24 protein-coding genes and 2 pseudogenes are annotated in these 23,757 nt (G+C 56.0%); 16 read left to right on the forward strand and 10 right to left on the reverse strand.

The window, feature by feature from the left end; genetic code table 11:
* The 3 genes from ACJ8M3_RS23660 to ACJ8M3_RS23670 form a co-directional block, all read left to right on the forward strand.
* The coding region (locus ACJ8M3_RS23660; RefSeq protein ID WP_442514754.1) for an S-type pyocin domain-containing protein at window positions 1-1,299 on the forward strand (1,299 nt) is incomplete at its 5' end.
* Complete coding sequence (locus ACJ8M3_RS23665) at window positions 1,296-1,562, forward strand: colicin immunity domain-containing protein (protein ID WP_094887908.1); 267 nt, start codon at window positions 1,296-1,298, stop codon at window positions 1,560-1,562. The genes ACJ8M3_RS23660 and ACJ8M3_RS23665, both read left to right, overlap by 4 nt.
* Before the next feature lie 458 nt (window positions 1,563-2,020).
* On the forward strand, window positions 2,021-2,185 hold the full coding sequence (locus ACJ8M3_RS23670) for a hypothetical protein (protein ID WP_230200727.1): 165 nt from the start codon (window positions 2,021-2,023) through the stop codon (window positions 2,183-2,185).
* Here ACJ8M3_RS23670 and ACJ8M3_RS23675 read toward each other — a convergent pair.
* Genes ACJ8M3_RS23675 through ACJ8M3_RS23685 form a run of 3 tightly spaced genes read right to left on the reverse strand, consistent with a single transcriptional unit; the run spans window position 2,182 to window position 3,630 of the window.
* Window positions 2,182-2,508, reverse strand: coding sequence for a DUF1493 family protein (locus tag ACJ8M3_RS23675; protein WP_442514755.1), 327 nt, complete (start codon window positions 2,506-2,508; stop codon window positions 2,182-2,184). The two genes, ACJ8M3_RS23670 and ACJ8M3_RS23675, sit on opposite strands and share 4 nt — an antisense overlap.
* Window positions 2,508-2,969: an STM2901 family protein gene (locus tag ACJ8M3_RS23680; RefSeq protein ID WP_442514756.1), complete on the reverse strand. Its 462-nt coding sequence runs from the start codon at window positions 2,967-2,969 to the stop codon at window positions 2,508-2,510. The genes ACJ8M3_RS23675 and ACJ8M3_RS23680 overlap by 1 nt, the downstream gene beginning before the upstream one ends.
* A 25-nt stretch (window positions 2,970-2,994) precedes the next feature.
* Window positions 2,995-3,630: a DUF2913 family protein gene (locus ACJ8M3_RS23685; protein WP_435958795.1), complete on the reverse strand. Its 636-nt coding sequence runs from the start codon at window positions 3,628-3,630 to the stop codon at window positions 2,995-2,997.
* Window positions 3,631-3,843: 213 nt separating this feature from the next.
* Here ACJ8M3_RS23685 and ACJ8M3_RS23690 point away from each other — a divergent pair, with 213 nt between their 5' ends.
* Window positions 3,844-4,341: a PBECR2 nuclease fold domain-containing protein gene (locus ACJ8M3_RS23690; protein ID WP_435958794.1), complete on the forward strand. Its 498-nt coding sequence runs from the start codon at window positions 3,844-3,846 to the stop codon at window positions 4,339-4,341.
* Between the two features lie 509 nt (window positions 4,342-4,850).
* Here the strand turns inward: ACJ8M3_RS23690 and ACJ8M3_RS23695 are convergent.
* Window positions 4,851-5,462, reverse strand: a complete 612-nt coding sequence (locus ACJ8M3_RS23695; RefSeq protein WP_435958793.1) for a DNA-binding protein — start codon at window positions 5,460-5,462, stop codon at window positions 4,851-4,853.
* Window positions 5,463-5,861: 399 nt separating this feature from the next.
* On the opposite strand from ACJ8M3_RS23695, the gene ACJ8M3_RS23700 reads away from it, so the two are divergent.
* Window positions 5,862-7,202, forward strand: a complete 1,341-nt coding sequence (locus ACJ8M3_RS23700) for an RES family NAD+ phosphorylase (RefSeq protein ID WP_442514757.1) — start codon at window positions 5,862-5,864, stop codon at window positions 7,200-7,202.
* A gap of 188 nt (window positions 7,203-7,390) precedes the next feature.
* Here ACJ8M3_RS23700 and ACJ8M3_RS23705 read toward each other — a convergent pair whose 3' ends face one another.
* The 3 genes from ACJ8M3_RS23705 to ACJ8M3_RS23715 are packed head-to-tail and all read right to left on the reverse strand — an operon-like array spanning window position 7,391 to window position 10,728.
* The gene (locus ACJ8M3_RS23705; RefSeq protein ID WP_442514758.1) at window positions 7,391-9,370 is read right to left on the reverse strand and encodes a KAP family P-loop NTPase fold protein; all 1,980 of its coding nucleotides are present in this window, start codon (window positions 9,368-9,370) and stop codon (window positions 7,391-7,393) included.
* Window positions 9,371-9,394: 24 nt separating this feature from the next.
* Complete coding sequence (locus tag ACJ8M3_RS23710; protein ID WP_442514759.1) at window positions 9,395-9,655, reverse strand: P-loop NTPase fold protein; 261 nt, start codon at window positions 9,653-9,655, stop codon at window positions 9,395-9,397.
* Window positions 9,656-9,657: 2 nt separating this feature from the next.
* Window positions 9,658-10,728, reverse strand: coding sequence for a hypothetical protein (locus ACJ8M3_RS23715; RefSeq protein ID WP_435958790.1), 1,071 nt, complete (start codon window positions 10,726-10,728; stop codon window positions 9,658-9,660).
* A 707-nt stretch (window positions 10,729-11,435) separates the two neighbouring features.
* Between ACJ8M3_RS23715 and ACJ8M3_RS23720 the strand changes: the two genes are divergently transcribed.
* Both ACJ8M3_RS23720 and ACJ8M3_RS23725 read left to right on the forward strand, forming a co-directional pair.
* Window positions 11,436-11,702, forward strand: coding sequence for a type II toxin-antitoxin system TacA family antitoxin (locus tag ACJ8M3_RS23720; RefSeq protein ID WP_264384011.1), 267 nt, complete (start codon window positions 11,436-11,438; stop codon window positions 11,700-11,702).
* A complete protein-coding gene (locus tag ACJ8M3_RS23725; RefSeq protein ID WP_442514760.1) occupies window positions 11,690-12,175 on the forward strand; it encodes a GNAT family N-acetyltransferase in 486 nt (161 codons plus the stop codon). Before ACJ8M3_RS23720 ends, ACJ8M3_RS23725 begins: the two co-directional genes overlap by 13 nt.
* A 181-nt stretch (window positions 12,176-12,356) precedes the next feature.
* Here ACJ8M3_RS23725 and ACJ8M3_RS23730 read toward each other — a convergent pair whose 3' ends face one another.
* The gene (locus ACJ8M3_RS23730; protein ID WP_264384013.1) at window positions 12,357-12,950 is read right to left on the reverse strand and encodes a hypothetical protein; all 594 of its coding nucleotides are present in this window, start codon (window positions 12,948-12,950) and stop codon (window positions 12,357-12,359) included.
* A gap of 703 nt (window positions 12,951-13,653) precedes the next feature.
* On the opposite strand from ACJ8M3_RS23730, the gene ACJ8M3_RS23735 reads away from it, so the two are divergent.
* The 7 genes from ACJ8M3_RS23735 to ACJ8M3_RS23765 all read left to right on the forward strand — a co-directional run bounded on the left by ACJ8M3_RS23735 (window position 13,654) and on the right by ACJ8M3_RS23765 (window position 20,537).
* The gene (locus ACJ8M3_RS23735; protein WP_264384014.1) at window positions 13,654-14,226 is read left to right on the forward strand and encodes a fimbrial protein; all 573 of its coding nucleotides are present in this window, start codon (window positions 13,654-13,656) and stop codon (window positions 14,224-14,226) included.
* 60 nt (window positions 14,227-14,286) lie between these two features.
* Complete coding sequence (locus ACJ8M3_RS23740) at window positions 14,287-14,991, forward strand: fimbria/pilus periplasmic chaperone (protein WP_264384015.1); 705 nt, start codon at window positions 14,287-14,289, stop codon at window positions 14,989-14,991.
* A gap of 37 nt (window positions 14,992-15,028) precedes the next feature.
* Complete coding sequence (locus ACJ8M3_RS23745) at window positions 15,029-17,749, forward strand: fimbria/pilus outer membrane usher protein (protein ID WP_264384016.1); 2,721 nt, start codon at window positions 15,029-15,031, stop codon at window positions 17,747-17,749.
* Window positions 17,750-17,762: 13 nt separating this feature from the next.
* Complete coding sequence (locus tag ACJ8M3_RS23750) at window positions 17,763-18,326, forward strand: fimbrial protein (protein WP_264383970.1); 564 nt, start codon at window positions 17,763-17,765, stop codon at window positions 18,324-18,326.
* A gap of 63 nt (window positions 18,327-18,389) precedes the next feature.
* Window positions 18,390-18,932 (forward strand): hypothetical protein, encoded by a 543-nt coding sequence (locus ACJ8M3_RS23755; protein ID WP_442514761.1) that lies wholly within the window; start codon window positions 18,390-18,392, stop codon window positions 18,930-18,932.
* 178 nt (window positions 18,933-19,110) lie between these two features.
* A complete protein-coding gene (locus ACJ8M3_RS23760) occupies window positions 19,111-19,947 on the forward strand; it encodes a reverse transcriptase domain-containing protein (protein ID WP_264383972.1) in 837 nt (278 codons plus the stop codon).
* Between the two features lie 392 nt (window positions 19,948-20,339).
* Window positions 20,340-20,537: a hypothetical protein gene (locus ACJ8M3_RS23765; protein ID WP_264383973.1), complete on the forward strand. Its 198-nt coding sequence runs from the start codon at window positions 20,340-20,342 to the stop codon at window positions 20,535-20,537.
* Between the two features lie 259 nt (window positions 20,538-20,796).
* On the opposite strand, the pseudogene ACJ8M3_RS23770 reads toward ACJ8M3_RS23765, so the two are convergent.
* Window positions 20,797-21,166 (reverse strand): annotated as a pseudogene (locus ACJ8M3_RS23770) (type II toxin-antitoxin system VapC family toxin).
* A gap of 26 nt (window positions 21,167-21,192) precedes the next feature.
* Window positions 21,193-21,405: pseudogene (vapB, locus tag ACJ8M3_RS23775) on the reverse strand (type II toxin-antitoxin system VapB family antitoxin); the annotation flags it as partial.
* A gap of 547 nt (window positions 21,406-21,952) precedes the next feature.
* On the opposite strand from vapB, the gene ACJ8M3_RS23780 reads away from it, so the two are divergent.
* Entirely contained in the window at window positions 21,953-22,894 is a 942-nt protein-coding gene (locus tag ACJ8M3_RS23780) for a hypothetical protein (RefSeq protein ID WP_435958784.1), read from the forward strand.
* A 4-nt stretch (window positions 22,895-22,898) separates the two neighbouring features.
* Window positions 22,899-23,675, forward strand: a complete 777-nt coding sequence (locus ACJ8M3_RS23785) for a site-specific integrase (RefSeq protein ID WP_435958798.1) — start codon at window positions 22,899-22,901, stop codon at window positions 23,673-23,675.
* Window positions 23,676-23,757 lie beyond the last annotated feature (82 nt).

A 23,757-nucleotide genomic window follows, 5' to 3' on the forward strand; every position in this document is an offset into this window, starting at 1 on the left:
GAGGAAGCCCGTAAGGCGGAGGAAGCCCGTAAGGCCGAGGAAGCCCGCAAGGCCGAGGAAGCCCGTAAGGCCGAGGAAGCCCGTAAGGCGGAGGAAGCCCGTAAGGCCGAGGAAGCCCGTAAGGCCGAGGAAGCACGCAAGGCCGAGGAAGCCCGCAAGGCCGAGGAAGCACGCAAGGCTTTGTTCGACAAAGCCGGGGTGAAACCCGCTCCCGTGTATACATCGGCGATGGTAGCAGAAGCGAATAAGGCGCTCAAAGCGCCGGGCGCGATGGTGCTGAATCAGACGCCGGGGACGGCGCAGATGGCGTTGGCCGGAGCCGGAGTGTGGACAGCTGCCGGTGATGTGGCAGGCAGTATTACCAACTGGTTCAGTAATGCGCTGTCCAAACTGTCCGTTCCGGCGGTCAGTCCGGGGCTTCTTAAGGCATCGATGGCGACTCTTTGGTTCCATTCAAAACCTGCTGGTCAGGGTAGTGATCAAGTTCCAGGGCGCGACGTTCCTGCGCTGTTTGCGGTTCCGGCGCGGGCTCTGGCGGATGCGAAGGCGATAGAGGCCGGGATGAAAACCGTGAATATGCCGGCGCGTGGGAGTCTGGTGAAGAGCAATGGACAACTGGCGCTGCAGCTGATGAAAACCGGTAACGGCGGTATTCCGGCTGCGGTGCAGGTGCTGACGGGGGTGCGTGATCCGAAAACAGGTCTGGACCGTATTACCGTTCCGGCAATTGCCGGTGCAGGCGTCCCTGCGCGGACCATCCTGATTAACCCGGCTCAGCCGCCCTCAGCGCCGTCAAATACTGGCACACCACCGCCTCCGGTCCCGGTGACCCCTGTCCATACTGGCACGGAAGTGAAACCGGTGGACACCATCACGGTGACCACGACGCCGGTCGCAGACCACAACGGACTACAGGATTTTATCTACTGGCGACCGGATGCGTCGGGAACGGGTGTGGAGCCGGTGTATGTAGTGCTGAGTGATCCTCTTGACTCGGGGCGATTTACGCGTAAGCAACTGGACAGAAAGTATAAACATGCTGGTGATTTTGGGGTTAGTGACACGAAGAAAAATCGTGAAACGTTGACTAAGTTCAGGGATGCTATTGAGGCGCATTTAGCAGACAAAGAAACCGTAGAGAAAGGGACATACCGAAGAGAGAAAGGGTCTAAAGTGTATTTCAATCCTAAAACTATGCGAGTTGTTGTTCTTAAACCTAATGGTGATTTTTTGTCAGGATGGAAAATCAACCCTGATGCAGAGAACGGTAAAATTTATTTGGAGACCGGTGACTTATGAACAAAATGTCGATAATTGAACTGGCTAAAAATTTCTTGGCCTCAAAAGTTACAGCTATTCAATTTTCTGAGCAAATATGCGTTGAAAGGCGGAAGCTATACGGTGTTAAGGATCAAGATAAAAATGTTCTAAATTGTGGTGAAGAGTTATTCATGGTAGCTGAACGCTTTGAACCTGAAGCTGATAGGGCGGACTATGAACTGGATGAATCTGGCTTAAGAAAGGAAGTAAAAGCTACATTGGAAAAGTTTAAACTTCTTTAACGTCCAGGATTTTCAAGTAATATCTATAGATAACGCCATCCTACAGGATGGCGTTTTTTATGCATGTAATTCGATGGGGGGACACAGGGTCTGACGCCCAGTGGAACGAAAACTCACGTTGAGATATTTTCTGCCGTTGACGCCGCTTTTAACGGCCTCAAACCCCTCTCTCAACTGTTGCGACTTAGCACGATTTCAGAGGGTCTGATCGTTATCTGCCATCCAGCGCCGGGAGACACAAGATGTTGTGTCTAAATCAGCTGAATGAGGTACTAAATGTTGTGTTTCCAGGCGTGATCGTCACTTGCTACTGGCGCCATTGTTTGCCAAACTGCATTGCAGTAATATGACAAAATGACATGTTTTAGGGGGCGGTGATGACGGGATTTGAGCTGAAACTATGGCGAACGGGGCTGGGATGGACACAGGAACGGGCGTCAAAGGAGTTTGGGATTTCGATGCGTACCTACATCCGCTATGAGCATGCTGATCCACCGAGGGCGATTGAATTGGCCATCCAGGCCCTGTCTCTGGCCGCGATGTTGCCGGATATCGACGCACTGCCGGCAGATACGTTACGGCAGCGTGTCAGAACGCTGGCGGTTGACATCCAATCCGGCTAATACAACCAGCGTCCGGCTTTCGCCGACTCGACCAGCATTCTGATGGTGAGCGGTTTTAGGGGCTGGTCGGGCACCTTTGAACCGAAAAACTCTGGGGCAAAATAATGGGTGAATTCCATGCCGGCCGGATCGACCTGCCATATGGACAGGTAGGTGTTGATCGCGTCGTCACCGTCATCCCACCCAATCTTGAGATCTTCCCGCAAGCGTGTGTCCAGGGTTACCGGCACTTTCGGGCCCCAGAAGACATACTTCCGCGGGCTGAAATTTTCATAGTAATAATCAATGATCTCTTGCTCTATTTGCGTGGGCATCTTCATCATCAAAAATAGGTCCACTGAATTCTGTCTGCCGGACGGGCAATGAGGTTGAAACGGTCTTTCACATCGCGTCCGATCGCGTAAATGGTCCAGGCCGACAGGGCATACCCCAGCCAGGGAACATTGCGGCCGATAAATTTTCCCCAGTTATTCACGTAGCTGATGTGCATGCGCTGTGGGGTTTCGCCCACCAGTGTCGGTAAACGGATACCTTTCGGCAAGGGCTTGTCCAGGTATTTCCGTGACAGTCGCGAGGCGATTGACGTGCCTGGTGTGGCTGTCCCCGGCTTTTGGCGCGTGGGTAGCCAGGGTTGTCCTGATGCGATCAGGACGGCATCGGCAACACTGATCCCCAGATGCTCACGGAGCGCATCGACGGTGATAAGCCACCACAGCTGCTGGGGCGTCAACTGGGTATACCCCTTGTAGAAATACGTACCGTTTAATTCTTCAACCGTATCCATAGGTTATCCTTTACCGTAGGGGATGTCAGGTTGGCGCGTTGCTGTGCTCGCCTGGCTCCAGTGTTACCGTTTGATATGTCGGCTTGCTGTCTGCAAGGCGGGCCTGCAGTCCATACTCTGCCATGACCTGAATGAACGTATCGGCATCGCCGACAATGCGAAAAGAGACTGGCTGCAGGTGATGGCCATCCTGAGAGAAGGCGGCATTGAGCGCCGTTTTTTCGACGTAAAAACCGTTGTACTGGGACGGCGTGGGTGTTGTTTCCGACCGCCACTCGCGGGCATCCATCACATAGTTGTCCCAGCCCCGATCTTTCAGGGTTTCAGTCGCGTAAGTGAGCCGGAACAAATCGGACTGCGCGGCGAGATTGCCACTGCAGGAGCGCCACAGGTATTCCAGATGCTGGCGCAGTTTACCGGCCGGCCCGTGTTTGCGGCCGCGTTCGAGCAGCCAGGCGATATCCACGGCGACGCTTCTGGGAAATCGCTTCTGTTTTTGGGCGGTGGCCAACCAGCGGATCAGGAACAGGTTTTCGGCATAGGGCGTGCCGGCGATACCGTCCTGGCGGGCGAGCCCCAATGCTGCCAGGGCGCAGAACGCCAGATGGCTGAGTGCTGCGGTGGTGTTATCCGTAGTAACGGATTTGGTTTTGTCTAACAACGTTGTCTGCCCTGCCCGTTTTGACGAATGGTTAAAGGGACTCTGCGATCCATCACCATTCAGTGTAACTGGCTATCCGGGCAGTGACCAGCAACGCATTGCACTCCAAATAATTACCAATGTAGGATTCTACTCCGGAGTCACTACAAAACCGAACATAGCAAAACATGGTAAAATGGGCCATTATCTAAGCCGATAAAGGGTAGGAGCAGCGTGGCGCGAGCAATAAAAGGATTGATTACTTTCAAGGATTTAGGGCGTCCTGACCTGCGCGAGCTGGAGAGAGAATTCAGGTTAGATCCTACTCCAGAAATTGAAGCCGGAGGCAGTCTTGAAGCTGCAGTCACTCTGTTGGAACTGCACATGGGTTTCACTGAACCGGAAATGTTAATCGTCCGCAAAGAAACAATCATCGGTACGCTCAGTATTCTCCGAGATAAATTGGAACATATCGTTGAAAAGCGCCTTGATGCTCGCGAACGCTACGTGTTGCTTGCGTTGGATACGCTGGCTAATCCTTATGAAGTGTGGGAAACCATGTATGATGACGGATTGGCACGCTTTCTTTTTATCGGTGCATACCGGCAGAAACAGCAGATGTTGGTTGTCGTGGCGCCGTGGGAAGGAAAAGTGCTCTGGAATTTCATGCACACTGACGCGAAAAGCCTCAATAAACATCGACAGGGAACTTTGCTTTATAAACGGCAATAAAAAAGCCGCCATTTTTCAATGGTGGCCTCAGGGATCTGGGCCTGTTTATTTTACACCTTCAGGCGGGAGGTGTGAGGTTTCACCCTAGCACAGAATTCAGGGATTCTATGGGGTCCTTCCACCAACTCTAGCACCCTGATGCAGTTGGCTTCTCGCTCGTAAATAATAGTATGCTATTACTACGAAAACGTCAATCACCCCGGCTAATCCGGCATAACGGCCCTTCATCCTCGTCAAACTGGTTCAGGGTCAGATCGATGTAGTCCCCGTCCAGGGCGACAAAGACGTGACCGTGAATTTCACCATTTTCAATCCACTGCAGGCCGATGACATAGGGAAACAGGTTTGGGTCGTGATCGCTGAGGTATTTTACCAGCGTCTGGCTGGCCAGCTCACAACAGCCGGCCGGAAAGTCTGTCAGATAGTTATGCCAGCTGCGCGGTTCCGGTTCACCGGCGCGTTCGCCGGCGCCTGGCGAAAAGCCCTCACACAGTTTTCGATTTCCGCTCTCATGGCTTCACCTTCCCGGCGCCGCGCGCCAGCGTCAGCAGCTCGGCCTGCAGGGTGCGGGTTTCCTCGCGGGCGCCTTTCAGCTCGGCCTGGGTGTCCTTCAGCTGCGTCGCCAGGTGCTCGCCGGTGGCGGTCAGCCGGGCGACCTGCTCGCGCAGCGGCAGCGCCTCATCCCGCAGCGCGCGCACCTCCTGCAGCAGGCGATCGCGCTCGGCCACCACCTCGCGCAGCACCGCCAGCTCGCTCTCAAGCCGGGCCACGGTCGCCTGCGCGGCGTCGCGCGCCTGGTCAGCCTGGGCAATATCCGCGTCGGCCTGCTCACGCGCCGCCAGGGTGTCGGCGTCGGCCTGTTTCACGGCCGCCTGCCACAGCAGGGCCAGCTGGCCGCTCAGCAGCTGTGCCAGCTCAACCGGCAGCGCCGGCGCCTGCTCCGCGCGCTGTTCGCGCAGGCGGGCGCGGAACGCGCGCATCACCGGGGAGATGTGGGACAGCGAGCCACCGCCAAGGTGCGCCCGCACCTGCTCGTTGGTCGGGTTCGGGGTGCCGGCGGCAATGAGGGCCGCGGCGGCGTCTTCAATACGGCGGACGGTGTCCGGGGAGAGTGGGGTCATGATCAGGCTCCGGTCTGTCGGGGAATGCCGTCATCGTACCCCTGGCGTAAAAAATACACAATACAAAAAATACAAATAATACATACAATACAATCTGTACATACACTGCATACAATACAGTACATCTCTACAGGTTGTGCTTTTTCGCGGGCAGATCCGTTTTCTGCTAGACCCAGAAGTTCGCTTTCAGGCTGCCTTTCGTCTGTTAATATTGGGACAATGAATCCTTTGGGGGAGACGCTCTGGATGTGCAGCACAAACTCACACAAAACCTGGATATGTTCAGAATGTATCACTGAGCCATTTCTCAGCGCGAACATTGAGGAGTCCGGTAGCCTGCATGACTGCAATTACTGCGGTATGAATCAAGCCTGTTTCAGCCTTAGAACCATATGCAACTTGACCGAACAAGCTATAGCAGAACATTACGTTCGCACGTCGAACGAACCATCAGAATTTGAATATGCCATGCTCAGGCACGGAGACAGCGATTATGACTGGGAGCGAGAAGGTACTGACATTGCGTATGTTATTGAAGATCTGCTTGCGACCAGTTCGGCCGTGGCAACGGATATTCAAAAACAGCTAGAGGAAAAAAATTACAGCTTTGAAGCTGGCACAATGGGTGAGGAATGCGAGTTTGCATCTGATTCCCGCTATGAGGAACGGGGAAAAGTCGATACGGACTCTCTTGACTCCATGTGGGAAAGGTTCGTCACTTCCCTGAAAACCGAGTCTCGCTACGTTAACCACGCCGTAAGCGAAACACTGAACGGCATATTCCGCGATGTGGAAAGCCTGCAATCACATGAAAATAAAGCGGTGATCGCACAGGCCGGTCCAGGTACTGAAATCCCTTTCCTTTATCGCGCTCGGTGGTGCCGTAACCATGACGAACTTGAGAGTTTACTGGTTACTCCAGATCGGGAATTAGGTCCCCCGCCGCATCGCCTCAGCGGCTCGAACCGAATGAGTGCCAGAGGCATCTCGGTGTTTTATGGTGCCAGTTCTTTGGAAATATCAATTTCAGAGATCCGCCCTCCGGTGGGTTGCTCTGTGGTTACCGCGAGATTCAGGATTACCCGCCCGCTCAGGCTGCTAAATCTGCCTGCTTTGGAGGGCATTCTGGCACGTGGAAGTAAGTTTGATCCGAGTTTTATCCGAAGGCGCGAGCAGGCTGCCTTCTTACGCACGTTGACCAGACGCATTGTGGATCCAGTGCTGCCGGGAGAGGAAGACTTCAGTTATATCCCGACCCAGGTTATTGCGGAATATCTGGCAGACCCCGAGCAATTCGACCTGGACGGGATCCTTTATCCGTCGGTGCAATTGTCGGGTACCGCGCCGTTGTCGACTATCTCATCGGAAGAAGGCTACAACGTCGTTCTGTTCCACAAAGCCTCCCGGGTTCGCTTGCTTACGCTGCCAGCACAGAAAGACTGTATGATCCGATACGGGCGTCAAGTCAGTGAAGACGAGTGGGAGCCAGATATTTGCGTGACAGAAATGGAAGACGGTGCAGCTCCATGCCTGCCAGATACGGATTCTGTTTCACCTCCAAACGATTACCGGGAGCCGTCACTGGAGATTGTTCTATCTTCGGTCAACGTTCACGAAATCAGGGCGGCTCGCTTTGAGTATTCCACCGACACCGTCAGACGGGGCAAGTACAGCTATACCCCCTCATCTAAATCTCACTTGTGGAAAACCAGTCCTGGCGAGGACGATACATCCTACTGATACAGGATTTTTCGGACACCCATAGGCCGTTCGAGAGTCGCGCTTTTTCATTGGCGTCCGGCCGTTCATGGTGTCCTTGGCATGGCCGCCATTCGCCACACCCTGTCCGCTGCCCCTGAAACAGGCACCAGGTGGGCCTTACCGACCGGCGCTGATGGAGTCCGGCCGGTGCCCGGCAAGACGCACCATCAACCAGTTCTGCGACGATTAGCTGCTATCTTGATCGAACGATTCACCTCTTCAATCCGTTCTGGGAAATGGCCGGCCTGTTTGATGCGATCAATACGCGCTTGCACTGTCTGAGGCTCACCCAGAAATTCGGTCATCTCTGCCAGATCCAGCGCGCGATATTGCCCAATCGCGGTACTGATGCCATGGTACCGGAGCTGCAGCAGCAGGTTCAGAAATGCCTCATCCTCTTTTATTTGGCGGTCGACCCATTTCCGTACGGCCTGACCCCCGCTGATATCACGCCATGCCCAGATATATCCATACAGCAGGGGAAAGGCCGGTAACTGTTTGATGATGGCCGGGCTGTTCAGTCTCGTTGCCATGGTTTTCTGTAAGGTGACGACGTTACTCCGCTCCATCCACTCTTCCAGCTGATGGCCCATTCTATTTCCGACTATCCCATGTTGCCACAGCAGGTGACGGACATACTCTGCACTCCAATACCAGGCTTTGCCGCGCTGGAGTCGCACAGTCAGGAACTTCATGGTGGCCGCAGCATCTTCCCGTAGTATCCGTTGGATTAGCCGATCTGCGACACTGTACGTATCCAGATCATGCAGCGACGTCCACGCGTTACGGGCCTGGTAGCGCCTCAGCATCTCATCCCCGTTGTCGAAGAAGAACCCCAGCAGACCCCGGCACTCGGCCGGCATTCTGGCCTTAATCAGGGGGGATGTCAGCTGGGCCAGGATGTGTTCAAACCAGGTCCGGGAGGATAGGTTCTTGCTCTGGATATAATCGAGCAGGCATTCCGCCAGTTCCTGCTGCTTTTCAGGCTCGTTATACTGGCCGGCGAGCGCGAAGAGTTGCTCAAAATCCTGCGGTGACAGGATATTTTGTGGGCTGGAGAAGGCGAAGTAGTAACGCCAGTATGCCTGGCTGCCCAGCCGCTTTCCTGCGGTCAGCTGGGCACTTTCCTCCGGTCCGGTGCGTTCGAAGAGCGTAATAGGGAGTTTCCCCAGCCCGCCGGAGATCCCGGGGACCCATTCTCTCAGCTCCCAGGCTGAATGCGCTTTGGCCGGGAAATAGCGCATCAGGTGTTGCTTAAGGCTGTCTGTCAGGACTTTTTGCTCCTCTTTACTGACATGGCCATCTCCGGTCTCCACCACGTTCCGTTCCGACAGGTACTCTTCCACCCAGTCATACAGACCCGGATTCGTCGTGCGGAGCAGCTGCAGGAAGCACAGATCGGGGAAATACACATAGTCCCGCATGCCCGCATAACGGAACCGCAGTGCATTGAGGACGGTCTGGACTTCCCGGGGCGTTTTCAGCATGGCGCCATAAATATCCGCGACTGTCGCCAGGTCAGCCAGTATATTCTTCTCTGGGGGAAATTTATTCACCGCTTGGTATAACTCGATGGCGGCATCGCGGAATTGCTGGCGCAGCGCAAAGGTTTCCGGGCGCGGCAGGGCGAAGGCGATCTGGATAATTTTCTGCAGGTACAGGCTCCCGTCGGCAACGCCCAGCCCCTGGCTGATGGCCTGTGACAGCACCGCTTTGTCATAACAGAGCAGGTAGCGGAAACGGGGAAAATCCGCGACCGACTTCACCAGCCGGATCACCTCCACGGCCTGGGCGGGTTCGAGGCGGTCGAGATCGTCCAGCAGGACAATGAAGCTCAGATCCAGCTCCTCTATTTTCCGGGCAATCTCGTCGCGCATGTCGGCCGTGGTTTTTTCTTTTTCTTTCAGCCAGTGCGAGTCTGCCACGGCGCCCAGCGCGCCGCTGACGTCGGGGGTGTCGGGAATGAGCGCGGCGATATGAGCGACAGGTGCCAGATTCCGGGCGGTGGCCCGGATGTAGTCCATCAGTACCCGCGCGGTATCGGTCAGCGCTTTTTTCCTTCTGAGGAACGCCCATTTTTTTGCAGGCAGCCGGCGTTCTTCTTCCGCGGCAATGATGCCAGCGACCGGAAGCAGTAAGGACGCCACCAGAGGTGTATCACTGCCGTTGAGTCAGGGGGAAATCGTCAGCACGAAGGTTCGCGCTTCCTGTTGTTTATCCAGTGCCGTGCGCAGCAGATTAAGGAGGCTGGTTTTCCCCGTCCCCCAGGCGCCTTCGATACCGATCACGGCACTGCCCTCCCGGCCGATCTCCTTAATGGCGCGGGCCAACTCGGTGGCAATGTAGGTGAAACCATAGCGGTCTTCGTTCTCATGGCCGATGGCGCGATCGGGATGTTGCCCCTGGCGGTTTTCTTGCGGTGAATGCGTCATGGTTACAGATCCCCGTACAGCGCGGCGAGCTCGGCCAGCGCCGCGGCGGCCGCCGGGCGCTCCAGCTGCGCCAGCAGCTCGGCCTCGAGCGCGGTGAAGGTGTCCGGCGCCAGCCGCAGCCGCAGATTCGGCAGCACCAGACCGATGTCGCCGCTCTCCGGCACATGCAGCGAGACATGCCGCCCCTGATAGCTGCGGGTGCGATCGCCGTCCTGACGCGCGCGCAGCAGGCGGCGCAGCTCGGCGAACACCGGCCAGCCGAAGGTCGACTGGAAGACCGCGCCGCCGATGTGCAGGGACAGGAACGGCGGCAGTCCGTCGTCGGCGCCCGGATAGGCGCCCTGCCCGGCGACGATCTCCACCGTGGCGCGGAGCTCGCCGGCGGCGGCGGTAAGCTGCCGGCGCTCCACGAAGGGCGCGGTCAGCGCCAGATACTCGGCCAGCGCCGGATCGTCGGCGCGCTGCGCGGCGACCGCCAGCGGGAAGATCGCCCGCAGCCGCACCGGGGTGCAGGCGCGGGCCAGCGCCTCGTCGCTGAAATCATCGAGGTTCAGCACGCCGCTGGCCAGCGGCCGGGCGAAGAATTCGGCGCTGCCGGCCGGCGGGGTGCGTGTCGCCGTAAAGCGGTCACGCAGCGCCTGCAGCCAGTCCTCGCCGCGCAGGCCGAAGGTACGCCGATAATAGTGGGGATCGACCTCGAGCCCGCCGCCCACCGCCGTCTCCAGCAGCGCATCGGTGATCAGCAGCAGCGCGGACAGCGGCGCCCGGTTGACCGGCCCGCGGCCATCGCGGTAGGCGATCTGCGCCTGGCTGAACAGCCAGCGCAGTTCGGCGCGGCTCAGCGCCTGGCCGTCGACGGTTTCCGCGCGCACGACCTTGCGGTACAGCTGGCCCAGGGTGGTGTACGGCGCCGCGCAGAGCGCGCGGTATTCGTCGCCGGCGACCGAGGTGGCCAGCGTTTGCTGCAGCAGACGTTCGGCCAGGGTGTTGACCGGCACCGCTTCGGCGGCGGCGCGGTTTTTCAGGGCTGCGATCAGGGATTTCGGAAAGCGGAGGTTCATCTGGCTTAGCATGGCGGTGTCCTGCTGTCATAGGAATCTATTGTGATGATAGCAATATCCTATAAAGCAGAAATTGAAATTACAATGCTATGCTCAGTGCAAATAGCTTTCTTTTACTTAGATAGCAATAATGACCCATTGCTAACCATTTTGCTGGTCTGCTAGCGAAGCTCCGTGCCGCGGTCGGCGTTTTTGCGTCGCAGATCCGATTTCTGGCAGACCCGGAGATAAGAATAACAGCTTGATAAGATGCAAAATTTGTTCCTTTGGGGGCTTTTTTCAGAGCGAGGCCCTTCCGGGAAAATGGGCTTTAAAGGGGAATCGGATTGTAATGTCTGCAATAAGAATAATTAAAATAATATAATTAAATCAGTTTGATATGTTGTTTTTTAGGATGTTATGGCGTGTTGTCGGAGGTTTTCGGAAGTAGAAGTTAGAGGTAAGGGCAATCCGTATAGTCAATTGCGATATCCTGGTGGGGGAGCAGATCAATGCCAGAAGAGGAGCTTTCTTATAGTTCCCACCGTTCTGTATCTCCGTTGTAGCAGCATCATCCTCTATGATAGCGGTCAGTCATGTACCCCTAATCGTTGAAGTGACGAAAGAATAACGCATAGCCCGGACTATCACAGATGCCTGACTGATCAGTTGTATAGCGATTGCTATACATGGCGTTTGTGGTATTATTGCAAAGCAATTGCTATACAAGGAGCACGCACATGAAATCAGATGTTCAGCTCAACCTCAGAGCGAAGGAATCTCAAAGGGCACTCATTGATGCTGCCGCGGAGATCCTCCATAAATCACGTACAGACTTCATTCTGGAAATGGCCTGTCAGGCTGCAGAGAACGTGATCCTCGACCGCCGTGTATTCAATTTCAACGATGAACAGTATGCCGAGTTTATCGATATGCTTGACGCCCCCGTCACGGATGAGCCCGTAATTAACAAACTGCTGACAAGGAAACCTCAGTGGGATGTATAACCGCGCCAGTCCCGTTATCCAGCGATCACCAGCTGGCAGAGTTCGTCTGTGGAGAAGTTGTGCTCGATGACTGGCTTAAACAGAAAGGCTTAAAAAATCAGGCCCTCGGAGCTGCCCGAACGTTCGTTGTTTGTAAAGCAGAGACGAAGCGAGTTCTCGGTTTTTACTCTCTGGCCACCGGCAGTGTTAACCATGTGGAAGCCACGGGGAACCTCCGACGTAATATGCCAGATCCCATCCCCGTGATCATACTTGCGCGCCTGGCTGTCGATATCTCATTGCGTGGCAGAGGGCTTGGCGCAGATCTACTACACGATGCCGTGCTGCGCTGCTATCGGGTAGCTGAGAATATTGGCGTGCGCGCAATCATGGTTCATGCGCTATCAGATGAAGCGAAAGCTTTTGATATTCATCATGGCTTTAAGGTATCTCAGACACAGGAACGGACCCTGTTCCTCAGGGTGCCTCAATAGAGGGGGTAACACCTGGTATTTAGATGTTACGCAGGTCCCATATCCACCTGTAGAATAAGGTGAGCATCCCACCCGTACTGGCGCTTACACCATCAAGGGTGCCGTGATCCGCGCGACAGCAGAACGTATCTTTATAAAAAGTAGCCCCCTTCAGTTAGCTACGTCTTTACAGGCGTTAGTGTTAAGGGACGATTTTTTTGATTTGATAGATTTGGTAAAGCTGTTGCAAGCTGATTAAATATGCCCTGCGTTTCACGTTCCATAAATGTGAGTATAAAGTTTTATTTTCGATAGACAGTCTGTTGCATATTACGCGGTGGCTTATCCCTCTGAAGAAAAGGTTAAGGATCCTCGTTTCTTTACGGCTGACATAGAACGTATCGCTGAGACGTAGCTGACTTTTGTCGTGAGACAGGTACAGAAGTCCTGCTTTTATTCTGGCAAGTACCGGGCGAATGTCACGGCGATTAATGATAACCAGGTTATCAGCCATCACTAAGAGCCTGTTTATCGGTGTGCACCTCACTTCGGTCAGGATGAAGAATAGCGTGTTTTGATAGCGCTGTACGTGTCGCCGAAGCTCTGTCTGCCCCCATTCGTTACACACCCGGTCTGCTCCCAGAAAAACGTAGCGCACCGGATATTTACTCAGCGTTGTGACAACCTCCTGCAGCGTATCCGCTATTGACACTCTTCGTGGATACGAGAACTTTTCTTTCAGATATACCCTCATTCCCAGCGCTGTAAAACTGCAGTCCTCAGCAATCAGAATCATTAGTCGTCTCAATGGGTTTGGTTAATTAGTAGGTTATTAATACATTTATTTTGTAAGTAAAATGTTATTCGCCGTGAGTTCTTATAAATAAACTCCTTTTATCTTTTAAATGAAAAATATTTACCGCCAGGAAAGAGCCCGACTTTCTTTCGACAGGCAGGGGAAGCCCCAGCTTGTATAAAGCTGTGTGTATTAACGCCGTTAATTTAAAGCGAGACCGTTACTTATATTCACTTTCAGGTAGCTACATATTTAGCCTCATTAATGACACCAGGTATCGATGAGCTGAATTTAGATCATTTCACTGAAAAGATCACCTTCTTTGATCATAAATCCTGAACCAACAAGCAACATTAGGTGATTGTGCTGTTTTTGTGATCTTGCTCAGGATATCGATCTTATTATTGGTTGCATTGGTGTACCTGAGCAGAATAAATGCCATTATTTTATTTGGAATTCCCATATTCACTCCGTGGTTTAATATTTATTTAGGGTTTCTGTTCGAGGATTTGCGTGAAAGCAGCATGATTGCAGATGGATGCAATTATTTTTCAGCAGGCATAATAAGCCTGCGAACTTTAATGTGAGTCATCATTTTGTTTCCATCGAAATGCCGTTTTTTTTCTTTGCTATCAATGTATTGCTCAGGAGTGTCCGAAAACTCCTGAGAAGATGCGTATTATTTAATCGAAAAGGATAATTCATGAAACGTAAAAATTTAGCTCTCGCATTAACGACATTGCTTTGCACATCGTCGGCATTTGCTGCCCCCGAGGGACCGCCTAAATCCGCCACGGTGAATGGCGGAACTATCAAGTTTATCGGCAGCCTTGTCGATGCCCCATGTGTCCTGGACCAGCCTACCGGTGGTCGGGTTGTTGACTTGCAGCAATTTCGTGTGGCCGATTTAAATAAGGCAGTAGGAGACGTCACCCCGGCACGTGACTTTGACATCAAACTCACGGACTGCTCGGTGGAAACTTATAAGAAGGCCCGTGTTAATTTTAATGGTGTAAGCGTGGCGGGTAAAAATACCATTCTTGCCCTGGATGGTGGCATTGCCGGAGCGGAGAGTGCCAGCGGTGTTGGGATTCAAATCCTGAGTAACGGGAAGCCCGTTGCCGTTGACGGTACATCCTCACCGGCAGCGACTGAGACGACTCTGAGGCCGGGCAATACCAACCTGCGTTTCCAGGCTCAATACATCTCGACGTCTAAAGAAGTCAAACCTGGCGCAGCGAACGCCAGCGCCGAGTTCACTATCACCTATTCCTGACAGGTCCTGCTCCGGACCCTGGTCCGGAGCAGGTCTCTCCGCAATATCATGGTTATCAATATGACTCTTACGCGCTTTTTCCAGAGAAAAGCGGGCGCCCTTTTGCTCTCTTTTTTCAGCTTGCTGCCCCCTGGCGTCCAGGCCGGCGGCATAGTGCTGGGCGGCACCCGTATTATCTATCCGCTGGAGAGCCGGCAGCAGCCGGTCTCTGTCCGTAATACCGACGACAAAACCACCTTCCTGGTGCAGTCCTGGGTTGAGGGTGCCGACGGCCAGAAAACTAAGGACTTTGTGGTCACGCCGCCGCTGTATACCGGCGGGCCCGGCAACGAGAATATGCTGCGCCTGGTGCGTACGGGGGGAGAATTACCCCGTGACCGGGAGAGCCTCTATTACTTCAATGCCAAGGCAATTCCTTCGGTGGATAAAAAAGCGCTTGAAGGAAAAAGCGCCCTCATTCTCGCCGTGGTCACCCGCGTCAAACTGTTTGTCAGACCTGAAGGGCTCAGGCCTCGGCCTGAGGCCGCGCCCGCCGAACTGCGTTTTCGGATAAACGGGCAGAAGGTCACTGTCCATAATCCGACGCCGTACTACCTGACCCTGACCGACATAAAAGCCGGCAAAACGCCGCTGGCGGACACCATGGTTTCTCCTCTGAGTGACTCTTCCATCGTCCTGCCGTCGGGGGCGGGAAGCGACATCACCTTCAGCACCATCAACGACTACGGCGGCATCACTACCCCGCAGAAAGGCGTCATGCAGTAAGTGAGTTGCTCGCGGGAGGTAAGGGAGGTTCAGCATTATGGACAGAAAGCGGAACAGAAAAAAAAGGTCGGGAGACGGCGCGGGAGATCCGTCGGCCATCATCGTGCCTGACCTTACGGATGAAAAAAATAGCGACAAAAGAAAGAGAAGCCGCTGGACGCCTGAACATCAGCGGGGCGTCGCCCCCCTGGCGCTGGCGGTCACGCTGGCGCTGACGGGTGGACCTGCGATGGCCGATGAACTCTGGTTCCCGCCCGGATTACTGGGGGACGCGAAGACGGTGGCAGACCTGTCGCAGTTCCAGCGGGGCGGGCAGATGCCGGGCCGCTACCAGGTTGACATTGTGGTGAATGACACGGTGGTGGCCACCCGGACGCTTACCTTCGTGCCGCTGCCGGAGAAGGATATTCCCCCGGGCATTACCGATAACACCGGGTTGATGACCTGCCTGGGCCCTGACGAGCTGAAGGAAGTGGGATTGCGACCGGAGATACTGGCCCCACGGCTCGGCCAGCCCGATGAGCAGCCAGAGGCGAGCGCCCTGTCGGACCAGCAGTGCCTGAACGTGGCAACCCTGGTGCCGCAGGCCACGACCCGCTTCGACTTCCAGCGTATGCGCCTGGAGCTGAGCATCCCTCAGGCTGCGTTGCTGGCCAGACCCCGGGGATGGATGCCGCCGGAGCAGTGGGACGAGGGCATCAATGCGGCCCTGCTCAACTACAACCTGAGCGGCAGCGACAACCGCGGGCGATACGGCAACAGCCGCAGCAACTACCTGCGCCTGAGCGGCGGCCTGAACCTTGGCGCCTGGCGTTTTCGGGATGATATGACCTGGAGCAGTTACAGCAGCCGTTACTCCAGCGAGAGTCGCTGGCAGCACGGGAGCGCCTGGGCGGAGCGGGCCATTATTCCCTGGCGCAGCCGCCTGACGCTCGGGGACGCCACCACCGATGGCGATATTTTTGATTCGGTAGGTTTTCGCGGCGTGCGGCTGATGACCGACGACAGCATGTACCCGGACAGCCAGCGCGGCTATGCCCCGGTTATCCGCGGCACCGCCGTCGGCAACGCCCGGGTGACGGTCCGGCAGAACGGGTACGAGATGTACCGGATGAACGTGGCCCCGGGGCCATTTGTTATCGACGATATGTACCCGATGTACGCCGGGGGTGACCTTGAGGTCACCGTGACAGAGGCGGACGGCACCCGAAAAACGTTCACCGTGCCGTATTCCTCGGTGCCTCTCCTCCTGCGTGAGGGGCGCGTGACCTACTCGGTGACCGCGGGACGGCTGCGCAGCAACAGCGACCGCTATGAGAAACCGGCCTTCGTGCAGCCGACCCTGGTGTGGGGACTGCCGTATAACATCACCGCTTACGGCGGGCTGCAGCTGGCGGAGCGCTACCGGGCGGGAACGCTGGGCGTCGGCCTGAATATGGGGCGCTGGGGCGCTATCTCTGCCGACGCCACCCACGCCGACAGCGAGCTGGCAGACGGCAGCCGCCATCAGGGGCAGTCCGTACGATTCCTCTATGGCCGGTCGCTGAACGACCTGGGGACGACGTTCCAGCTGGCGGGCTACCGCTACTCGACACAGGGCTTCCACACCCTGGACGAGACGGCGCTGAAAGGCATGTCTGGCTGGCTGTACGACCCGAAGGAGGTGGATGCGGACGGCCGGCCGGCGCGCCGGCCGGTGACGGACTATTTCAACCTCTATGACAATAAGCGGCAGCGCATACAGGTCAATATCTCCCAGCGGCTGGGGGATATCGGCGCCCTCTACCTGACCGGCAGCCGGCAGACCTACTGGAACCGCCGCGGGAGCAGCGAGTCGCTGCAGGCAGGTTTCAGCGGGATGGTGGGGACGGTGAATTACAGCGTCTCCTTTAACCAGACGCGCAATACCGGGTTGTCACAGACGGACCGCTCGCTGTACCTGACGCTGTCGGTGCCGCTGGAGCGCTGGCTGCCGTCGGGCAGCTCGCCGGTCTACGCCACCCTGAGCGGCGGGCGCGACGGGCGCGGTAATGTCACGCAGCAGCTGGGCCTCAGCGGCTCGGCGCTGGAGCGCGGCAACCTGAGCTGGAACGTCAGCCAGGGGCACTCCCGGGACGGGGGGAACAGCAGCAGCGCGAGCCTCTATTACCAGGGCGGGTACGGCAACGGCAACCTGGGCTACAGCCACAGCGGCAGCTACACCCAGACCAGCTACGGCGTGTCGGGCGGAATGCTGTTGCACCGGAACGGGCTGACGCTGGGCCAGCCGCTGGGGGATACCAGTGTCCTGGTGGCCGCCCCCGGTGCGGCGAATGTGCCGGTGGGCAACGCCGGCGGAGTGCAGACGGACTGGCGGGGCTACACGGTGATGCCGTACGCCACGGTGTACCGTGAAAACCGGGTCGCGCTGGACACCACGAAGCTGGACGACCGGACAGAAATTGATAACGCGGTGAGCCGGGTGGTGCCGACGCGCGGGGCCATCGTCAGAGCTGAATTTAAAGCGAGGACCGGGCTGCGGGCGCTGATAACGCTGACGCACAACGGGAAGCCGCTGCCGTTCGGGACGACGGTCACGTCGGGCGATAACGGGAGCATCGTCGGGGACGAGGGCCAGGTCTTCCTGTCGGGACTGTCGCCGCAGGGCACCCTGAAGGCGAAATGGGGCGCGGGTGCGGACCAGCAGTGCACGGTGCGCTACCGGCTGCCGGCGCAAAAAGAACACCTGATACAGGTCAGGCAGATTTGTCAGTCATAAGGAGCATCATGAAATGGGAAAAAAAATGAAGCAGGAAATGAAGCAGGAAATGAAGGCACGTCGTCAGCAGGGCATCCGACGCATCGTGTTGCTGGGCGCTCTGGGGCAATTATTTGCCGCATCGGCAACCCTGGCTGCCAGATCCGCGACGGTGACGATTACGGGGAAGGTCATATCCGAATGTCGTGTTGAAATGCCCTCCACAATAAATATGCCGGATATTCCGTTTTCCGCGCTTGATAAGAGAACCCCTGGATCGGTGCTCGCTGAGTACCGCACAACTTTGAAAATTACCGGCTCATGCACCGGTGGTGCAAAATTTAAATACACACTGACGCCAAACGACTGGACGTACGTAAATGGATGCATAGACCCTGCTGGAGCGGGTAAGGATGTATTATATATCTGTGTGTACGACCCTGGCGGTAGCAAGCTTGATTTTACAAATTCCAGAACTCCCACGATAACGAATTTAAATAACGGTGATGTGGAATTACCTATCTATGCATCTGTGGGGAAAGCTCCTAAAGCTGGTGCATATTCCGCATCATTAACAGTAAGAATAGATCCACTGTAGTCGGCTGATTTTAAATAAATCGCTATTGAGTTGGTCTTTTATTAACAGTCCGGTCAGAAAATCATGATGAGTAGAAATATAACAATATTTTCCGTTTTCACATATTTAACTATTGGTTTGTTGTTTGTACGGAATGCAGGGGCTCAGAACAAAGACCCGGCACTCTCAACGATGACCTCCTCAGCCCAAGTGGAGATTACAGGAATACTTAAGGGGATGTGTTCGCTGGCTGTTCCTTCACCGGTAGAGCTGGGTGAAATCCCTGTTTCAGCCCTGGGGAAAGAGTTGGACGGGAAGGGCATGACTGAATATAGCAAAATTTTCAAAATCACAACCTCCTGTGCCGGGTCTGAAAAATACGAGCTGGAGTTCAGAGCCGATAAAGTAACCGCCGACGGTTGCCTGGAAGCCAGCTCAGGGGCGATGGGCTTCTGTCTGTACAGAAAAGATAAGCTGATAAACCTGTCAGAGGACGCCTCCCGTAAACTGGAGGGAAATGTCGTCACCGGAGGAGAAATGATTAAGGTAGTTCCATCCCGGGGGAGCAAAACACCGGTAGCCGGAAAGCACAGCGGGAGCGTGACGGTTACCATTAAGCCACTTTAAAATGCCTGATGTCAGTAATGAAATCAGCACGATATGGCTTCAGGCATATGTGTGGCTGTGCGAGACGCGAAAAAGGCATCCTCCAAATTCGGACATCTGGCACCTGCGGTGGCGATGGTCAGCAGAGGGCGAGGCGCTCTTTCGGTGCGTAACGGCAGGCCGCTATCGACTCTCCCCAATGCTGATTACCGGAAGGGGGCAGGACGCCCGGGCTATATGGTCGGCCTCTGATGCTCTGGTGCTGAAATGGGTGGCGCTGCGTATTCAGCACCTCCTGCCTCAGCATGAAGCCTGCATGCATCTTACCGGCGGAGGCGTGGTGAAAAGTGTCGCTCGCGTGTCTGAGGCGCCTGAAACACAGCGCTACTGCTTTGTTCACAGGACGGATATCCGGGGATATTACGCTCATATCCTGAAGCCGCAGGTCGTGGCCCAGGTAGAGCGGTGGGTCACGGACCCGGTTCTGCAGGCGCTGGTCAGACAGTATGTGTACTACAGCGTGGAACGAGGCGGTGAAATTCACACCCCGGCAAAGGGCATCCCGCGAGGATGTTCCCTGAGCCCGCTTATTGGCGGCAGCCTGCTGCGCCACATTGACAGCCACTGGGCGTATTTACCCGGAGAGGATTACTGCTATGTCAGATACATGGATGACTTTCTTTTGCTTACCCACACCCGCTGGCAGTTGCGCAGGGGTATTGCCCGCCTGTCGGCGGATTTTGAAACGGGCGGTTTTGAGCGTCATCCGGATAAAACGCAGACCGGACGCCTGGAGCAAGGCTTTGACTGGCTGGGTATAGGATTCGGCGCCGGGGGCCCCGCCCTCTCGCCCAGGGCAATAAGGAACCATCGTGAACGGCGCCTGCGGCTTTATGAGCAGGCGCGGGCCGGAGGTGCTTCTGAATCAGAGGCGCAGGCCCGCGTGCAGGCTTACGAATCGCGATGGATGGCATGGGGGAGTCGGCTGCTGACAGCGGCTTCCCGGCGAAAACAGTCGGATGATGGAATATGCTAAAACTTCTAAAACTTATAGTCTTCGCATCCGTCTCGATTGCATCCCTATGGGCGCAATCGGCGGAAATAAATTGGTTGTACGGGAAAACGGGGATGAGTGAGATTTATATCGCCAGGTTCCTCGCGCCAGTTAGTGGTGGCATTACATGTTCTATATTAGGTTCCAACAGGTTTACGAGTGAACATGACGGTGACGTCATCCACCCCGTGGAGATGAATCTTTACGATGGGGGGACGTGGGGGCGGACAGAATTCGTTACTGACAGTGGGAAATATTACTACAACTGGATACAGTGTCCCCAGCCGGTGTGGCAGATTACAGGGGTTATGTTCGGCTCCCCCCAGCCTACATACCCCCCCCGCGTTACCGGCCCTGACCTTAGGATTGGGGAGGTGCAAACCGTACTAATTCGACCGCTGGATATAGGACGTGCTGTTACCGCCATTCGGGTGGAAGTTGGGTATACCGAGGGTGCGGCCGCGAGTAACTGGCGGGCCGACCGTTATGACCAGATCCTCACCGGGAACATTACCGGCGTAAAGGCGGGGGAGTACCAAGTTCTGTTGAACGTCACGATCGAATTGATGTGAGGCGCCGCGGATATGAGCCCGCACATCAGGGGGCTTTGCGTCCCCAGGGGGGCCGGGTGGATCTGGACTCGTCACCGGGCTGGAGAGCAGGGCCGCCTATCCAGGCCGTAGCGATCTGCCTGCGGCTGAAACGGGGGGAGCTTTGCTCCGGCATTTGACTGACTATTTGCGCGGAAAAGAAAATGCGGGGCCCGCGGCATGTACGTGCGGGACATGGCTGAGAGGCCGAGGGGTTATCTACATTGCCTTCCAGTAACATCTATCCCACGCGCACGAACTTCCGCGTATTGTTTCTCACCAGAATTGCGCCCGCTGATATCGCATGCCCGGCAATAGCCGTGTCATTCACGCCAATCGGCGTGCCGGCCAGTCGCTGGGCCACTTTCACATCGGTGGTGGCGTCGACCGCGGCGCGATCCCACGGCAGGATGGCATCGAGGCGCGCGCAGAACGCTTCAACCAGCTGCACGTGGCGAGGCATTCGGGCATCCGCCACCAGAGCACATTTCGGCATAGGTAATGGCTGAGATCACGATGCTGCGATTGCACAGCACCGCCTGCAACAGGCGTTTTATCACGGCGGCCGGCTGCTCGCGCATGATGAACGCGCAGATACAGGTGTCGAGCATGTAGATCCGGTCTTTTGTCTTCTTCCGAGGTCTAATCGTCCTTCGTCGCCGACAACGTCCTCGCGCGCCGCCATAAAGTACGGATCGGCTTTTTCGAGCTGCGCGAACGAGCCCCAGGTCGGCCGGACGGGACGCAGGATGAGGCTGTCCCCTTCGCGGACGATCTCCAGCTCGCTCACCCCCTCAAAATCCAGATCACGGGGCAGACGGATGGCGCGGTTATTGCCGTTTTTAAATATCGATACCGTTCTCTTGGTTTTTCTCTCCCGATGTCAGGGGCAGGTGAACCCTGTCCGGCGTGATAATAAGAGCCCCGGGTGGGGCAGAGGCGTAGTGTAGGCAGATGCCTTGCATATGCCAGTTTCTCACTTTTTCACGTCAGATCCGAAAAAAGGTAGTCTCGGATCACTATATCGTCACCCTCCCCCGTCGCCCCGGTAAACACACTATGTGCCACCTGTTCAGCTGGGTTTTTGTCTATATGTTGTGTTTTACCGGGCTGATTGTTAACGGTGGATTTCGGCTGACAAGCGCGGTGTGATTAGTTTCCCGCCGTGGTACACTTCCGGAAAGTTTAAATATGCCAGAAAGTCGGATCACACAGGAAAGGTGAACAGGTAATTTAACGACGTGACTGTTTGACGGCTTATCATGTACTTCTTTCTTTTGTTGTATACAAAATGAGTCATGACGTATACAGTTAATCTTCAAACGGTAAATTAGACTTTATGTTCACTGACCCGACCATTTACCGACTCTGAAAACGTTTTGCATAAGGAAGAAGTCATGGCGAAGATCCAGGCCAGAAATGTTGACGATGCGCTGTTTGCACGCATTGAGCAGTCAGCCATGAAAAATGAACGTTCACTCGAAGGGGAGATCCGCCTCGCGCTGGCCAGGCAGTATCCTGCCGTGACTACGCCCGTGGAAACCTTGACCAACCGGCAACGGTGGCAGAAGGAATGCGGTGGGCGTCTGCTGGCACTGTTTGATCGCCTGTCCTCTGACGGATTTTTCCCGGGATCGGGGCATGATGGGCAGACACTCATCGCAGACTGGGTGCGGATAGCACACCAGTTAAACGTGTCTCCGGGACTGATCATGGACAGTATCGATGGCGCCGGCGAGTTAACCCGGGATCTGGCAGAACTGATAGAAAGACGGTTCGGCACCAGTGCGGCGTGGCTGACAACCGGTGATGGGCTGATGTTTCCACTGGTAAAACTCGGTACCCACACCGGTGTAAGCTGGCAGGAATTTTTCCTGCCGGACGATGACCGGTATATCTTTGAACTGATCCGTATTACGGGGGGCCGTCATGACGGCACCCTGCTGATCCTGCGTCAGAATGAAAAGCTGGGGACGATCACTACTGGCCTGGTAACGGAGACTTTTTATCTTGGGGCCGGTATGGGCAGCGGCGGCTACGGCAATCTCAAGCGGTTTTTGCTGTACCTGAACACTCACTGCCAGGATCTGGTGATGAATGCGTATGTGTTTGAGCCGCCAGAGGCCGACTTTGATTTCTGGTCCGTCATGGGGCAGCACCATCCGGTCTGGTTTCGTGACGCCAGGCGTCGCTCACCGTCCCGCTGGCTGCAGCAGGTATTGAATGGTGATGATCCGGGCGAGTGGTTTGCCGGCGGATGGACATCCGTTTTGAAAGAGGTGGCGCAGGCTCGAACCAAGGAAAACCCGTCAGCACATGACGTCAGCCATGATGAATAAGCCGATGGTTCCGATACCGGCCGGGGTTTTTGCGCCGGCTGCTGCACAGCTGCCGGTGGCCATCGACTACCCCGCCGCTCTGGCACTGCGACAGATGGCCCTCGTCCATGACGAACTGCCCAAATACCTGCTGGCACCGGAGATCAGCGCCCTGCTCCACTACGTGCCGGACTTGCACCGCAAACTGCTGCTGGCCACGTTGTGGAACAGCGGCGCCCGGATCAACGAGGCGCTGGCGCTGACACGCGAGAATTTCTCGCTGGCGCCGCCCTACCCATTCGTGCAGCTGGCCACCCTCAAGCAGCGCACGGAAAAGGCGACCCGCAGCGCTGGCCGGTTGCCGGCGGCCAGCACGCCGCCGCGCGTGGTGCCGCTGTCCGATCCGCAGTACGTCGCGCAGCTGCAGACGATGGTGGCCACGCTGAAAATTCCGCTCGAGCGCCGCAACGTGCGCACCGGCCGAATGGAAAAGGCGCGGCTGTGGACGATCACCGATCGGACGGTGCGCAGCTGGCTGGCGGAGGCGGTGGACGCCGCGGCGCGCGACGGGGTGACGTTCTCGGTGCCCGTCACCCCGCACACCTTCCGCCACAGCTACGCGATGCACATGCTGTATGCCGGCATTCCGCTCAAGGTGCTCCAGGCGCTGATGGGACACAAGTCGATCAGCTCGACGGAGGTGTATACGAGAGTGTTTGCACTGGATGTGGCGGCGCGGCATCGGGTGCAGTTCCAGATGCCGGAGGCCGACGCGGTGGCGATGCTTAAAGAACGTCGCTGAATAGTGGCTGTTCTGCGTGAATATACAAAGAATGGGTGAGGGATTTTTTTAATTCAAATCCTGCTTATCGCGGAGAGATATC

It is taken from the genome of Serratia sp. CY55921 (genome assembly GCF_052167655.1).
Lineage (GTDB): Bacteria > Pseudomonadota > Gammaproteobacteria > Enterobacterales > Enterobacteriaceae > Serratia > Serratia ureilytica.